This window comes from Chryseobacterium sp. SIMBA_029 (genome assembly GCF_046535275.1).
GTDB lineage: Bacteria > Bacteroidota > Bacteroidia > Flavobacteriales > Weeksellaceae > Chryseobacterium.
Genome location: NZ_JAWRXA010000008.1, coordinates 44178 through 60511, shown reverse-complemented (window position 1 = coordinate 60511; position 16334 = coordinate 44178). Strand labels below are relative to the sequence as shown.

Sequence of the window (16334 nt, the reverse complement as noted above, 5' to 3'; positions counted from 1 at the left end):
GTATTTTTGTTGTTATCTTAAACGAGGTGTTTAAATTATATATTTTTAATTTTGTTAATAATAATACAAAAGAAAAGTATCAATTTACCTAGCCGTAGGTGATCAAATAATTAGAAAAAATGAAGTAACTTTACATTCTCTTTTTTAAAAAAGTTAGAAAATTACATGTATTTAATTTTTGACACAGAAACAACCGGTTTACCAAAAAATTTCAACGCGCCGCTTTCGGATTCAGATAACTGGCCAAGAATGGTTCAGATCGCATGGCAGCTGCATGATGACGATGGAACGTTGATAGAAAATCAGGATTACATTATAAAACCTGAAGGATATGATATTCCCTTTAATGCCGCCAGAATTCACGGTATTACCACCAAAATAGCCAATGAAGAAGGAAAGGATCTGCAAGAGATTTTAGAAAAATTTTCTGAAGTCTTAAACAAAGTAAGAGTTGTGTCTGGACACAATGTGGAATTTGATTACAATATCGTAGGCGCAGAATTTTACAGAAAAAATTTAGAAGATAATCTTCAGCAAAAGCCGAAGGCAGATACCATGATTTTGGGTACCAATTACTGTCAGCTCGGAGGAGGAAGAGGAGGAAGATATAAGTCTCCCAAACTGGAGGAACTCTACGAAAAGCTTTACGGACATAAATTCGATGAAGCTCATAACGCTGCAGCTGACGTTAATGCAACTGCTCAGGTGTTTTTCGAAATGATGAGGATTGGGATTATTCCCGCCGAGATACTCAAGGTTTCTGAAGATCAGTTAGAATATTTTAAAAGACTTCATCCGGATCCCATTAAACCTTTTAGCATTGTCATCAGAAGGCAGGTTGCAGAGTTTAATAATAAGAAAAAGCAGAACGATTTCGGAAGTATTGATGAAATTGATCTGGGTAAATATTTTAATTTCAACAATCACAGTGTTTTTTCAACCCTACTGGCAACTTCCAGTATTTCAGATTTAATAAAAAAAGCTACTGAAGAGAACTTTCCTGCTGTAGGAATGGTGGATTTGGGAAATATGATGGGAGCATTTAAGTTTGTTTCTGCTGTAGAATCTGCCAATTCAGACCGGGTTAAAAAACATAAAGAATATCTGGCTAAAAAACAGGAAGCAGAAGAGAATGGAACAGGATTTACAGAATCAGAACCTGTTTCAGAGCCCTTAATTCCTGTAGTAGGCTGTGAATTTTATATTTCAGAGCGGTACGAACAAAAACAGTTTACAAAAGATGATCCGGATAGGAGAACGCAGGTCGTTCTTTTGGCAAAAGACTTTAATGGCTATAAAAACCTTGCGAAACTTTCAAGTATCGGATTCTTAAAAGGATTTTATTTTGGAGTTCCAAGGATTAGCAGAGAGCTTATCGCTGAATATAAAGAAGGACTAATTGCTGTAACTTCGGGTATTTTGGGAGATATTCCTGATGCTATTTTAAATACAGGGGAACAGAAAGGGGAGGAGCTTTTTAAATGGTGGAAAGATACTTTTCAGGATGATTTTTACGCTCAGATCCAAAACCATAAACTTCCAGAAGAAGAGCATTTAAATGAAGTACTATTGTATTTGGCTGATAAATATAATGTTAAGATTTTAGCTCAAAACGAAACTTTTTACAGCAATCAGGATGATTCCAATATTCAGGATATCGTAAGTTGTATTAAAGATGGTGAAAAGCTGTCAACCCCTGTAGGGAAGGGCTTCGGGAAAAGAAGAGGACTGGCCGCAGGAGAATATTATATGAAAAGCAGTGATGAGATTAAAGAGACATTTTTGGCTTATCCTGATGCTTTTGAGGCGTACGAAGAATTTTTCGCCAAATTCAGTCCTTATACACTGAAAAGAGATGTTCTCCTTCCTAAATTTGATATCCCGGAAGAATTTATACATGTTGAAGATGAGGCTGATGGAGGGAAAAGAGGGGAGATGGCCTATCTTACCCACCTTACTTATGAAGGAGCCAAAAAAAGATATTTTGACACTGGAATTACAGATGAAATAAAAGAGCGTCTTGATTTTGAACTGGACGTTATTGCCAATACTGGATATCCCGGATACTTCCTTATTGTACAGGATTTCTGTAATGAAGCCCGTAATATGGGTGTTTGGGTTGGTCCCGGAAGAGGATCTGCTGCAGGATCTGCTGTCGCATACTGCATTGGAATTACCAATGTAGACCCTATTAAATACGATCTCCTTTTTGAGAGATTCCTGAATCCAGAAAGGGTCTCAATGCCGGATATTGATATTGACTTTGATGATGAAGGGCGTGACAGAATTATCAAGTGGGTAGTTGAAAAATACGGAAAAAATCAGGTAGCACAGATCATTACCTATTCAGTTCTTGGAGGTAAATCCGCGATTAAAGATGCCGGAAGAGTATTAGATATCCCTATTCCTGATACTAATAATATTGCAAAATTGATTCCTTCTGTACCGGGAATGAATATTGCTAAAGCATTAGCAAAATACGATAAATTACGGCCTGAAGAACAGATGCTTGTCGATGAGATGAGAATGGTGCTTGGCAATCCTGAAGATCCGCGTTTTGGGGTTCTTGCGAGTGCCAAAAAGATGGAAGGATGTATCAGAAATACCGGGATCCACGCTTGTGGGGTGATTATCACTCCGGAAGATGTGAGTAATCTTGTTCCTGTGACTATTGCAGCGAAAGATGCTGATATCTTAGTCTCTCAGTTTGATAACTCTGTAGCAGAAAGTGCCGGACTTTTGAAGATGGACTTCCTGGGTCTTCGTACCTTAACGATCATCAAAGATGCTTTAAAATTAGTCAAAGAAAGACACAATGTTGATATCGATCCGGATACCATTCCGCTTGATGATGTCAAAACATATCAATTATTTAAAGAAGGAAGAACGGTTGGGATCTTCCAGTATGAAAGTCCGGGGATGCAAAAGTACATGAGAGAGCTTAAACCTACGGTTTTTGCCGATCTTATTGCCATGAATGCATTGTACCGTCCGGGTCCGATTAAATATATTCCGAACTTTATTAACAGAAAACACGGAATCGAAGAAATTGTTTACGATTTACCGGAAACAGAAGAATATTTAAAAGAAACCTATGGTATTACCGTTTATCAGGAGCAGGTAATGCTTTTATCCCAAAAATTGGCCAACTTTACAAAAGGTGAGGCCGATACGCTGAGAAAGGCGATGGGTAAAAAACAGATCGATGTTCTTAATAAAATGTATCCTAAATTCATTGAAGGGGGTAAGAAAAACAACTTGGATGAAGACCGGTTAAATAAAATCTGGAATGACTGGAAAGCGTTTGCTGAATATGCCTTCAACAAATCTCACTCCACTTGTTATGCTCTGATTGCATACCATACAGCCTATCTGAAAGCCAATTATCCTGCTGAATATATGGCAAGCGTAATGAGTAATAACATCAACAATACAGATTCAATTACCATGTTTATGGAAGATTGTAAAAGTATTGGAGTAGATGTTTTAGGTCCGGATGTAAATGAATCTCAGTATAAGTTTTCTGTAAACGAAAAAGGACAGATCCGTTTCGGATTAGGAGCGATCAAAGGAATTGGAGAAGGGCCGAGTGAGGGAATCAGAGGAGAAAGGTCAAACGGAAGATTTAAAAATATTTATGATTTTTTTGAAAGAATTCCTCCTTCTCAAATGAATAAAAGAGTAGCGGAAAGTTTAGTATTGGCGGGAGCTTTCGACGAACTGGACAGATACCACCGCGGTCAGTATTTTGATATTGATATGGCAGGAAGAACCAATCTCGAAAGATTGATCAGATACGGACAGAGCTTCCAGGAAAGTAAACATGAAATGGAAAACTCTCTTTTTGCAGATTTTGCCGAAGAAGTTCAGATAGAACAGCCTAAACTGGCACCTTGTCCAGAATGGCCGAATATGCATACCCTTAATAAGGAAAAAGAGATTATCGGATTCTATCTTTCTGCACACCCGTTGGATGATTTTAAATATCAGTTCAGATTCATGCAGGGGCAGCTTTCCAAAAAAAATGTTTTGGAAAAAGAAGAGGGTGAAAAAGTAGTGATTGACGAAGCTCCGATCCTTGAACAGGATGTGCAGGATGAATCGCCGGACGTGCTGGAAATTGTCTCGGACGAACTGCTTACCGGTGAAGAGGAAATATTAGAACAAGTTGTTAAAAAAGCTGAGCCCAAAGGAGTATTTGGCTTTTTAAACCTCGATGAAGTGGATGCCTATAAAGAGCAGGCTTTTGCTAATAAACAGGAAGAATTGTTTGAGGAGAAAAAGAAAGACTGGAAACAGATACAGAAAGAACGGGAAAACGGCGGTGGCGGAAAAGAATACACTGTTGCCGGCCTGATCACGGAATACAGAGTACAGGATGGCTTTAAAAGTGGAGAAAAAGTAGCTTTCCTTACACTAGAGGATTATTCAGGGTCATATTCTTTCAGGTTGGGAGATCGTGATTATATGCGTTTGAAGGAAAAGCTTGAGGTACAGCGATTTGTTATATTAAAAATAAAATTTGCCCAGGTGAAAGATGGTCGGGTTTTCGTGAATGTAAATGAAGTTATTGAACTTCAGGAAGCTTTTGAAAGATTTGCTAAAAGTATTTCTTTGGTCATGGATGTGATGGATTTTAGGCCTGAAGACCTGGATTTTTTCAAAACAGTTCTTGACAGAAACAAAGGAAATCAGAAGTTGAAGTTTTTCATTAAAAACGATGATGACGATACCCACATTGAAGTTCAGTCCATGAAACACTCAGTTGATTTGAATGGTGATTTAATCAAAGAAATTCAACTCCTTAATAAATATGAATTTTATCTGAATTAATATAATATCATAGAAAATATATCTAAAAGTGGCTTTTTCCCACTTTTTTTGTGAAAAAAAGTAGAGTTATTTAAAAAAAATAAATGCTGTACTTTTAGAATGTTGACTGATATTATAAGTATGTTAATTTTAGATTAAGTATTTGTAAATGAGGAGTTAATAATTAATTCAATAATTGTTGATATTTTCAATTAATTCAAATGTTTGTTTAATTATCAATAATAAAAGTTGATTTTTGTTTTATACATCGTAAAAATTTATAATATTTTCTGATTTATAATGAATTAATTATTTAATTTTACCTCCTAATTTAATTTTTACTAAGTATGAAAAAATTTCTACTCGCGTGTTTGATACTGCTTGGGATAGGCATATCAGCACAAATAACGTTAGGTAGTGGAACAACTACTAGTTATTACCCGGTATATCCTTATTACGGATATACTTACTCTCAACAAATATTTCCCAAGTCTGAAATAAACTCAAATGCAGCAGGAAATATTACAGGACTTAAATTTTACTGTGCATCTTCAGTTGTTTTGACTAATTCTAATGATTGGACAGTGTATTTGGGAACAACAACAAAAACCAGTTTTACTTCCTCTACTGACTGGATTCCTGTCTCATCTCTTACTCAGGTTTACACAGGATCTGTGACCAACAATGCAGGAGTTGTAGAAATTACTTTTACAACACCTTTCAGCTACGACAATATCAATAATCTTGTTGTTGCAGTTGATGAAAATAAGACCGGATACGACGCGGGCACAAGTGGAAATTTTTATTCGTATGCCTCTACTTCGAATACGAGTATTTATTATGCTAATGATGCTACAAACCCTGATCCCTCTGCTCCGCCAACCGCTACAGGCAGAACAGCAAGAAAATCTAATGTTACTTTTGTAGGATTAAATGCAAGTCTTTTACCTGCTTGTCCTATAGCTACTGCACCTTCTAATGCTGCAACAGGAGTGTCTGTAACTCCGGCTATTACATGGGGAACTGTTACAGGAGCTACAGGTTATAGATTATCTGTAGGTACAACTTCAGGAGGAACTGATGTGGTAAATAATCTGGATTTAGGAAATGTTACTACTTATACACTGAGCACGCCATTGTTATATGGTAAGCAGTATTATTTTACGTTAAATTCTTACAACACTAACGGCTCATCAAGCAGCTGTAATCAAACAACTTTTACTACTAAAAATATTGGCTGCCCTTCAGTAACGGCTCCTTCAGCTAACGCATCGGGTGTCGCTCTTTTACCAACATTTACTTGGGGTGCAGTTACGGATGCTACCGGATATAGATTATCTATCGGTACAACTACAGGAGGAACTGATGTAGTGAATAATGCTGACCTTGGAAATGTAACTTCCTATACATTAACTACTCCATTATCGCCAAGTACAAAATATTATTATACAATAAACGCTTATACTCCAAATAATACTTCTGCAAGCTGTTCAGAAAGAAGCTTTACAACTTTATGCAACAGTACAATTTCTACATTCCCATGGACTGAGAATTTCGATACGATGAGCAGTATTGGTTCAGGAGTTGTTCCGACTTGCTGGGCTTCAGTAGCTGGAACAAATAGCTGGACCTCTATGAATGCTTCTTCAACGACATATAATGCACCTAGATCAGCACCAAATTATATGACGATTCAGTACAGTAATACTGCAGCAAGTCAGCTTTGGACTCCTGGATTTACTTTAACTGCAGGAACCGCCTATGAATTCTCTTTCTATTATAATACGAATGGAACTTCCAGTTCATATATTGGATTCTCAGGAGATGTTCAGGTAAATACTACTCCTTCTGTTACAGGAGCTACTTCAATCGGTACATTTATTACTTCAACTCAAGGTACGGCTGCTTATACTAAGTATAGCGTAATCTATACTCCGACTGCAACAGGTAACTATTACTTTGCCTTGAATGTTTCATCCACAAGTGCTCCTTGGTATTTGGGAGTTGATGATTTCAAATTACAATTAGCTCCAACATGTATAGAACCTACAGCAGTAACAGCTTCTAATATTACCACGGCAACAGTAAATATAGCTTGGACAGCTCCGGCTTCATCTCCAGGAAATGGATATGAAGTATATTACAGTACAACAAATACTACACCTACCAATGCTACAACGCCAAGTGCTACGGGAATTACAGGGCTTTCAACGATGTTGCAGGGATTATCTCCATCTACTACTTATTATGTATGGGTAAGATCAAACTGTAATGCTAATGATAAGAGTGCATGGTCAATTGCAGGAACATTTATGACAGCATGTAGTGCAGTAACAGACTTTAATGAGAATTTTGATTCTACAACTATCGTTTCTGCTGGAAATTTACCGGGATGCTGGAGTAGTATCGGAACAAATTCTACCTATGCAAGAGTGTACGCAAGTACTGCAGTATCATCTCCAAATGCAATGTATATCTACAATGATGGTACGGCTACCGGAATGGCTGCCACACCTGAAATCTCTACATTACAGACTGGTAATTATGCTCTTAAATTTAAAGCAAGAGCTAATTTTACAGCAGGAGGTACAGTTGAGATCGGATATTTAACTAATCCTGCAGATACTTCTTCCTTTGTGGCTTTAGGGTCTTATACATCGACAAGTGCAACAACAGTTGATAATTATTCATTGGATATTATAGGTGTTCCTGCAGGTGTTAACAAGCTTGTATTCAGACATACAGGAGGAGTAAATGCATATAGTATCCTTATTGATGATGTCAGTTATCAATTGAAATCTGCATTGGCGACTTCAGAAACAAAAGCAAAAGACACCTTGAAAGTATATCCGAATCCGTTTAACGATGTATTGAATATCTCTGATATTTCTAAAGTAAAATCAATATCAGTAACGGATCTTGTTGGAAGATTAGTGAATACTATCGAAAATCCTTCAACAGCTCTTCAATTAGGAAATCTGAAGCAAGGAATGTATTTAGTAACATTAAATATGAAAGACGGTTCTAAACAAACCATTAAAGCAATTAAGAAATAAACTCAATGTTTATCATATTTATTTAAGATAGCGGCCTTATGGGCCGCTATCTTTTTTCATTTTTCATGAATAATATAATACTTATTGCTAATTTAGTAATTCGAATTACGCTAAAATATATAATTTATGAAAAAACTTTTACTCTCATGCCTATTCATGATAAGCATGATGCTCAATGCCCAAATAGACTTGGGAACGGGCAGTACAAATGTTGGGGAGGCCCCGATAAGTACCTATTACGGATACTCCTATGTACAGCAGATTTTCACCAAACAGGAAATTAACGCTAATGCAGCAGGTAATATTACAGGTCTTAAATTCTATATGGATCCTTCAATGTCTATAACCAACTCCTCCGATTGGGTTGTATATGTAGGACATACTTCAAAAAACAACTTTGCTTCTGAGGCAGATTGGGTTCCTGTGAATCAACTTACCCAGGTGTATTCAGGAACAGTAACCAATACCAATGGAGTCGTGGAAATCACTTTTGCGGTACCATTTCCTTATAATAATACTCAAAATTTAGTCATAGCAGCTGAAGAAAATGCTCCGGGTTATGATTCGAATGATTACAACGATGTATTTTATGTATATGATGCTGTGCCTTCTTCCTCAATTTCTTTTAAAAATGACAATATAAATCCGAACCCCCTAAATCCTCCTTCCGGAAATTTAAATGATTACAAATCAGTGGTTAGCATATTAGGACTTACGGCAAACGCTGCACCAGCATGTCCTACAGTAGCCTATCCTGGAAATAATTCAACATTTATTCCGCAGTTACCGACGATTACTTGGTATGCGCCACAAGGTGCTGTGAGTTACAAAGTGTCGATAGGAACCACACCAGGAGGAACTAATATCGTAAACCAGCAGTCTGTTTCTACACCAAGTTTTACCCCTTCTGTACCTCTTGCGCTTAATACCACATTTTATCTTAAGGTAATTTCAGTAGGGCCGGGAGGAGAATCTGCGGGATGTTATGAAACAGTCTTTAAGACGATTCCGCCGCCACCTTCCAATGATGATTGTACAAGTGCCATTGAGTTAACCGTAAATCCTGATATGAATTGTGGCAGTATAACGGCTGGATATACATTAGGAGCCAGTGATTCAGGCTTGACTCCGGATCCGTGTTATGGTAACCCTGATGATGATGTATGGTTTAAATTTACAGCAACATCTACGGTTCATATTATTTCTCTTAGTAATGTAATGTCTGTTGGAGACACTGATAATGATGATATAGAATTCCAGGTATTTAGCGGAGGATGCACCGGACTTTCAAACGTTTTATGTGAAAGTTCTGAAATGGGTGTTGTTACAGGGCTTACTCCTGGACAGACTTATTATGTAAGATTATATAGTTATGATGATGCTGGAGCAGCTCAAAGCTTTAATATTTGCGTAGGGACATTACCTCCGCCTCCTTCTAATGATGCCTGCTCAGGCGCGTTATCAGCATCAGTATTTCCTTATACCTACACGCAATCTGATGCAGGCGGATCTACCAATAATAACGGATTTATTACGGCTTGTCCTAGTAGTATGAATGACGGAACCTGGTTTACATTTACAGGAGATGGAGCTACATTCGACATTACGGTAACAATGCCTTCAGGAAGTATTTTTGATCCAAAAATTGGAGTATATAGTGGTAACTGTAGTACTTTGGCATGTGAAGATACCATGGATGACGAAGGACAAGGCGGCACAGAAACTATTTCTGTACCTACCGTTGCCGGAACCGTATATTATGTCAATGTAGGATATTACAGTGGTTTTGATGATGAACTGGAGTGGCCGTTTACTATCAACATCAGCAAAGAGACACTTGCCGTTTCAGAAACTTCTCAAGTGAAAGATAAAATAAGGCTGTATCCTAATCCGGCGGCAGATGTCTTAAATATTTCAGAAGCATCGAAAGTAAAATCAGTGGCTATTTCTGATTTTTCAGGAAGAATCGTAAAAACTATTGATAATCCAGGCTCAGCCATTCAGGTAGGTGAACTAAAATCCGGAGTTTATATCGTGATGCTGACTATGAAAGATGGATCTAAACAAGCAGTTAAAATAATTAAGAAGTAATAACATAATTAATAAAAATAAAAAGGCGGATATCCATATCCGCCTTTTTTATGCAAAAATAGGTCGGAAAAATGTTGAGGTTGCTTTTGTATAAAAATGAATAATAGATCAAGCAGGAATTAAATAGAAAAAGGTGGCATATGGCCACCTTTTTTATAGTCTGTATGTTACACGTATTATTTATTGGGCACAGGTTGTATATCTCCTGTACTCATATGCTCAAAAACTGTTGGAAAGAACATCGCTAATATAAAATAAATGATGATCATTAATACAACTAGGGAAAAGAGAATAATAACTAAAGTATTTGGTTTGTTTTTCTTATTTGGTTCCATGATTTTGTGGTATTTGGTTAACAGATTACATTAATAAATACTATTAAGCTAATTTCTTGCCACACTGCTTGCAATACCGTGCATCATCATCAATATCTTCATTTCCGCAACGCTCACAGATCTTTTCAAGATTCTGTCTTTTGTTTCTCATCTCTGCCGTTACAATCCCTGTAGGAACAGCAATAATAGAATATCCGGCCAGCATTAAAATGACTGCAAAAAACTTACCCATAGGTGTAATCGGGGACACATCTCCATAGCCAACAGTCGTTACGGTGACCACTGCCCAGTAAATAGCCTGTGGTATCGTTTCAAAGCCCTCTCTTCCGCCTTCTACCATAAACATTAAAGATCCTACAATGACGGAGAAGATGATTAAAAATAAAAGGAAAATATATATTTTTCTGGAACTGTTCTTTAAAGCTCTTACGATGAGGTAGCCGTCATTCATGAAATCGAGCAGGTTAAAGATTCTGAAAATCCTCAACATTCTCAGCATTCTGAAAATCAGGAAATATTTTGTAATCGGAAAGAAAAAACTGAGATAGAAAGGAACCAGAGCCAAAAAATCAATGACCCCGAAAAAACTAAAAATATAATTTTTTCTGTTCTTGATCACCGTTATACGCATCAGATATTCCGCAGAGAAAAACAGGGAAATAATCCACTCTAGAATGATGAAGGTAATATGAAATCTTTTGTCCAGTTTAGGGACACTTTCCATCATAATGATCAAAGTGCTCACCAGAATTAAGGATAATAAAATGATGTCAAACAGCTTGCCTAGCTTCGTGTCAGAGCGATAAATGATTCTGTAAAGAAATCTTTTCCATAAGGCGTCTTCAGGAACAAGATGGTGTTCTCTTTCCATGGGTAATTGTTTTTAAATTAATAAATTTATCCTTATTTTCGTGGCAAACATACATAATAAAATGACAATAAGCGAAGTAATTTCAGAAATAGAAAAGCGCATTCCGTTACAGCAGGCAGAAGATTTTGACAATGTAGGTTTGTTGTGTGGAATTCCTTCCCGCGAAGTCAGTGGGATTTTAATTTGTCATGATGCTTTGGAAAATGTTGTAGATGAGGCCGTAGATAAAAAATTAAACCTTATTGTATGTTTTCATCCCATCATATTTTCAGGATTAAAATCTCTCACAGGAAAAAACTATGTTGAAAGAGCTGTTTTGAAGGCCCTAGAAAATAAAATTGCTATTTATGCGATTCATACGGCTTTCGATAATGATTTTTTTGGAGTCAATGCCGGAATCTGCAATCATCTGGGATTAAAAGAACTGAATATTCTCCAACCCAAAAAAAATAACTTAAAACAATTAAGTGTTTTTGTACCCAAAGACCAGAGCCAACAGGTAAAAGAAGCTCTTTTCTCTGCCGGAGCAGGAAACATCGGCTTTTATGACGAATGCAGCTTCACAGTTGGAGGAAGTGGTACTTTTAAACCAATAGAAGGTTCGAATCCGTTTTCCGGGCAGCAGGATATTCGTGAAAATGCTGATGAAGATATGATTTCTGTTATTTTTGAGGGCTATAAGCAAGGGGCAATTATTGCAGCAATGAAAGCTGCCCACCCTTACGAAGAAGTTGCTCACCAGATCTATGCATTGGATAACGAAAATCAACATTCGGGATTGGGAATGTACGGAGAATTTGAAGAAGCAATGGATGAAAAAGACTTTTTAAAGATGGTTAAAGAAAAATTTAATCTTGAAGTGATCAGGCATTCTGCTTTTAACCATAAAAAAATTAAAAGGGTAGGAGTTCTGGGCGGTTCAGGAGCCAGTGCTATAAAATCTGCACTCTCAAAAAAGTGTGATGCCTACCTTACGGGAGATATCAAATACCACGATTACTATCTGGCAGAATCAAAAATGCTGATTTGCGATATAGGACATTATGAATCAGAACAATTTGTCACCCAACAATTATTTGAAATTTTGTCACAAAAATTTAGTACATTTGCAATCTCAAAATCTCACGAAAAAACAAACCCAGTAAATTATTTCCTTTAGATATGGCAAAAACCACCGATATTTCAGTTGAAGAGAAATTAAGAGCTTTATACGATTTACAGATCATAGATTCAAGATTGGATGAAATCCGAAATACAAGAGGAGAATTGCCGATTGAAGTTGAAGATCTTGAAATCGAGATTGAAGGGCTTGAAAAAAGAGCTGAAAAATTTCATGCGGATATCAAAGATCAGGACGATCAGATAAAAACAAAGCATGAAGTAATCAACCATGCGAAAACCTTAATTGAAAAATATAAGTCTCAACAAGATAACGTACGAAACAATAAAGAGTTTGAAGCATTAGGAAAAGAAGTTGAATTCCAGGATTTAGAAATTCAGCTTGCTGAAAAAAGAATTAAAGAATTCGGAGTTAAAATCGCTCACAAAAACGAAACGTTAAGTGAATTGAATTCAAAGATCGACGATCTGAAAAATCACTTGAAATTCAAAAAAGAAGAATTAGAAGGTCTTGTATCTGAAACTCAAAAAGAAGAAGATTACCTGATAGAACAGTCTAAAGAATATGCCGCTAAGATTGATGAGAGATTATTAGCTTCTTACAACAGAATCAGAACCAGTTCTATCAACGGTTTAGCAGTAGTAGGATTAGAAAGAGGAGCTCCAAAAGGTTCATTCTTCACTATTCCACCGCAAAAGCAAATGGAAATTGCTCAGAGAAAGAAAATCATTATTGATGAGCATTCCGGGAAAATTCTTGTTGATGATGAATTAGTTATGGAAGAAAACGAAAGAATGACAACGGTAATTAAATTCTAATTACTGGTTTCACCCAATATAAAAGCTGTTTCAAATTTTGAAACAGCTTTTTTTGTAATATACTATTCAAAGCTGTGATGTAATTTTGTATATCATTCAGCGAAAGAAAATAAAAAAGCTGCTTCTTCTGAAGCAGCTTTCATTGTTATGCGTGGTGATCGTACATCTTATCGTACAGATCAATAAATTTTTCTTTTATCGCTTTTCTTTTAAGCTTTAGAGTAGGGGTAAGGAGACCTGCATCAATGCTCCATATTTCAGGGGTCAGTTCAATCTTCTTGATCTGTTCCCAGTTTCCAAGATGTTCATTGATACCCGCCAGCTCTTTCTCTATTCTATCCTTTAATTCAGGGCTTTTCGCAATTTCCTGTGGAGTAGATCCGATATTCAGATTATTTCTCATGGCCCAGCTTTTCGCAAATTCAAAATCAGGCTGTACAAGGGCGCACGGCATTTTTTCACCGTCACCTACTACCATAATCTGCTCTATGAACTTAGATGCTTTGGCTAAATTTTCAATGGTCTGAGGTGCAATATATTTTCCTCCCGATGTTTTAAACATTTCCTTTTTACGGTCGGTGATCTGTAAAAATCCTTCGCTGTCGATGTGTCCGATATCTCCCGTACGGAAAAATCCATCTTCGGTAAACGCTTCTTTTGTCATTTCATCATTTTTGAAATACCCTTTGAAAATGGAAGGGCCTTTCACCGTAATTTCACCATCTTCCTGGATTTTTACCTTTAAATTATCCAATGGTAATCCTACCGTTCCGATTTTCATTTTTTCAAAACTGTTTACAGAAATTACCGGAGAAGTTTCTGTTAAGCCATATCCTTCCAGAATAGGAATTCCTGCATTTTGAAACATCAGGTTGAGTCTTGTAGATAAAGCCGCAGAACCGGAAACTAAAGTAATGATTTCACCGCCTAAACCTTCTCTCCACTTAGAAAATACAAGTTTATCAGCAATAATTCCCTGTAACCCTGACGGTTTGGAAATGTCTTTCTTTTTAGTAAGCAGGTTTAAAGCCCAGAAGAATATTTTAGATTTCAGGCCTCCCGCGGAAGAACCTGTATTGTAAATCTTATCATATACCTTTTCTACCAGTCTTGGCACCACACTCATGTAATGTGGTTTTACTTCTTTTACATTGTCTCCCATTTTATCAATGCTTTCGGCAAAATAAATCGAGAAACCGTTATACTGAAAAAGGTAAAAAAGCATCCTTTCAAAAATATGACAGATAGGAAGAAAGCTCAATACTCTAGTGTCCTTATAATCAAGGCTCTTTTTCTTGGGAATTCTTGGAATAGACCCTAAGACATTAGATACAATATTATGATGGGTAAGCATAACACCTTTAGGCTTGCCTGTGGTTCCTGAAGTATAAATAATGGTGGCCAGATCTTCAGAATTGATGGCATTGGAGAGATCATCTACCTCAATCTGGGTAGAATCATCTTCACCAAGGTCCAGGATTTCCCTCCAGTTGGCAGCTCCGCTGATCGTATCGAAAGTGAAAACTCCCTGCAGGGAATGGATATTATGCTTTACTTTCATTACTTTGTTCAGCAGATCTTTGTCTGAAACGAAGCAATATTTTATTTCGGCATTAGAAAAAATGAATTCATAATCTTCCGGAGAAATATTGGGATATACAGGTACCGAGACTACTCCGATTTGGGAAAGACCGAGGTCCATAATGGCCCATTCTGTACGGGAATTGGTGGTTATCAAAGCAATTTTATCACCAGGCTTTATTCCCAGTTTCAAAAGTCCTCTTGAGATCTTATTAGCCTCATTGATAAACTCTTGAGTGGAAGTTTTTTTCCATTCGCCCTGATACTTCGTTACAAACATATCAGTTTTAGGAAATTTTTCCAAAGCGTGGCGTGGTATATCGAATAATCTCTTTATCGTCATGATTTTTTAAGTAATTTTTAAACAATTCTAAATATAAGCATTTTTGTGAAAATACCATAAATCTATTTATAATTTTCAAACAGCAATTATTTTTTCACATTTCCTTAAAAAGTGTAAATTTACGGCTATCTAATTATTATTTTTTATGGACTTTAATTTATCGGAAGAACAGCTGATGATTCAGCAGGCAGCTAGGGATTTTGCACAAAACGAGCTATTACCGGGAGTAATAGAAAGAGACCGTGACCAGAAATTTCCTACTGAACAAGTAAAGAAAATGGGGGAAATGGGGCTTTTGGGAATGATGGTAGACCCTAAATACGGCGGTGCTGGTATGGACAGTATTTCTTATGTTTTGGCTATGGAGGAGATTGCAAAAGTGGATGCTTCTGCAGCAGTTGTAATGTCTGTAAACAATTCATTGGTATGTGCCGGTCTTGAAAAATTTGCCTCTGAAGAGCAGAAAGTGAAATACCTTACTCCTTTGGCAAGCGGCCAGGTAATCGGGGCATTTGCTTTGTCTGAGCCGGAAGCAGGTTCTGATGCGACGTCTCAAAAGACAACAGCAGAAGATAAAGGAGATTATTATCTTTTAAACGGAATCAAAAACTGGATCACCAATGGTGGAACTGCATCTTATTATGTAGTTATTGCACAGACTGATCCTGAGAAAAAGCATAAAGGAATTAACGCATTTATCGTAGAAAGAGGATGGGAAGGATTTGAAGTAGGGGTAAAAGAAGATAAATTAGGAATCAGAGGAAGTGATACGCATTCTTTGATCTTTAATAACGTAAAAGTACCTAAAGAAAATAGAATTGGTGAAGACGGTTTCGGATTCAACTTTGCTATGGCTGTATTGAATGGGGGTAGAATCGGAATCGCTTCTCAGGCATTAGGAATTGCTTCCGGGGCGTATGAATTAGCCCTTAAATATGCTAAAACAAGAAAAGCTTTCAAAACAGAAATTATCAACCATCAGGCAATTGCTTTCAAATTGGCAGATATGGCGACTCAGATTACAGCGGCAAGAATGCTTTGCTTCAAAGCTGCCTGTGAAAAAGACGCTGGAAAAGATATTTCTGAAAGCGGTGCGATGGCAAAATTATATGCTTCCCAGGTAGCAATGGATACTACGATTGAAGCAGTGCAGATCCACGGTGGATACGGATACGTGAAAGAATACCACGTAGAAAGAATGATGAGAGATGCAAAAATCACTCAGATTTACGAAGGAACTTCTGAGATCCAGAGAATTGTGATATCGAGAAGTATCGCAAAATAAATTTTATAAACACAGACTACTT

The 16334-nt window shown here is 36.9% G+C and carries 8 protein-coding genes; 6 read left to right on the top strand and 2 right to left on the bottom strand.

Annotated features, from left to right (window positions below):
* Positions 1–165: 165 nt before the first annotated feature.
* From dnaE to SB679_RS15350, 3 genes are all read left to right on the top strand, one after another.
* Positions 166–4833 (top strand): DNA polymerase III subunit alpha, encoded by a 4668-nt coding sequence (gene dnaE, locus SB679_RS15360; RefSeq protein ID WP_410703164.1) that lies wholly within the window; start codon positions 166–168, stop codon positions 4831–4833.
* A gap of 326 nt (positions 4834–5159) precedes the next feature.
* Positions 5160–7868, top strand: a complete 2709-nt coding sequence (locus SB679_RS15355; RefSeq protein ID WP_410703163.1) for a fibronectin type III domain-containing protein — start codon at positions 5160–5162, stop codon at positions 7866–7868.
* 126 nt (positions 7869–7994) lie between these two features.
* Entirely contained in the window at positions 7995–9959 is a 1965-nt protein-coding gene (locus tag SB679_RS15350; RefSeq protein ID WP_410703162.1) for a T9SS type A sorting domain-containing protein, read from the top strand.
* Between the two features lie 378 nt (positions 9960–10337).
* Here SB679_RS15350 and SB679_RS15345 read toward each other — a convergent pair whose 3' ends face one another.
* Positions 10338–11165 carry an ion transporter gene (locus SB679_RS15345; protein WP_410703161.1) on the bottom strand — a complete coding sequence of 276 codons (828 nt, stop codon included), beginning with the start codon at positions 11163–11165 and terminating at the stop codon, positions 10338–10340.
* Between the two features lie 61 nt (positions 11166–11226).
* Between SB679_RS15345 and SB679_RS15340 the strand changes: the two genes are divergently transcribed.
* Together SB679_RS15340 and SB679_RS15335 are read left to right on the top strand one after the other, a co-directional pair.
* Complete coding sequence (locus SB679_RS15340; RefSeq protein WP_410703160.1) at positions 11227–12324, top strand: Nif3-like dinuclear metal center hexameric protein; 1098 nt, start codon at positions 11227–11229, stop codon at positions 12322–12324.
* A gap of 2 nt (positions 12325–12326) precedes the next feature.
* Entirely contained in the window at positions 12327–13103 is a 777-nt protein-coding gene (locus SB679_RS15335) for a zinc ribbon domain-containing protein (RefSeq protein ID WP_410703159.1), read from the top strand.
* Positions 13104–13248: 145 nt separating this feature from the next.
* On the opposite strand, the gene SB679_RS15330 is transcribed toward SB679_RS15335, so the two are convergent.
* Positions 13249–15027: an AMP-dependent synthetase/ligase gene (locus tag SB679_RS15330; protein WP_410703158.1), complete on the bottom strand. Its 1779-nt coding sequence runs from the start codon at positions 15025–15027 to the stop codon at positions 13249–13251.
* Between the two features lie 145 nt (positions 15028–15172).
* On the opposite strand from SB679_RS15330, the gene SB679_RS15325 reads away from it, so the two are divergent.
* Entirely contained in the window at positions 15173–16312 is a 1140-nt protein-coding gene (locus tag SB679_RS15325) for an acyl-CoA dehydrogenase (protein WP_034711031.1), read from the top strand.
* Positions 16313–16334: the final 22 nt, after the last annotated feature.

What these genes read in the sequence shown, in the direction of transcription:
- SB679_RS15335 (WP_410703159.1), top strand. Translation starts at nt 12,327, where the DNA reads ATGGCAAAAACCACCGATATTTCAGTTGAAGAGAAATTAAGAGCTTTA.
- dnaE (WP_410703164.1), top strand. Translation starts at nt 166, where the DNA reads ATGTATTTAATTTTTGACACAGAAACAACCGGTTTACCAAAAAATTTC.
- SB679_RS15355 (WP_410703163.1), top strand. Translation starts at nt 5,160, where the DNA reads ATGAAAAAATTTCTACTCGCGTGTTTGATACTGCTTGGGATAGGCATA.
- SB679_RS15345 (WP_410703161.1), bottom strand. Translation starts at nt 11,165, where the DNA reads ATGGAAAGAGAACACCATCTTGTTCCTGAAGACGCCTTATGGAAAAGA.
- SB679_RS15340 (WP_410703160.1), top strand. Translation starts at nt 11,227, where the DNA reads ATGACAATAAGCGAAGTAATTTCAGAAATAGAAAAGCGCATTCCGTTA.
- SB679_RS15325 (WP_034711031.1), top strand. Translation starts at nt 15,173, where the DNA reads ATGGACTTTAATTTATCGGAAGAACAGCTGATGATTCAGCAGGCAGCT.
- SB679_RS15330 (WP_410703158.1), bottom strand. Translation starts at nt 15,027, where the DNA reads ATGACGATAAAGAGATTATTCGATATACCACGCCACGCTTTGGAAAAA.
- SB679_RS15350 (WP_410703162.1), top strand. Translation starts at nt 7,995, where the DNA reads ATGAAAAAACTTTTACTCTCATGCCTATTCATGATAAGCATGATGCTC.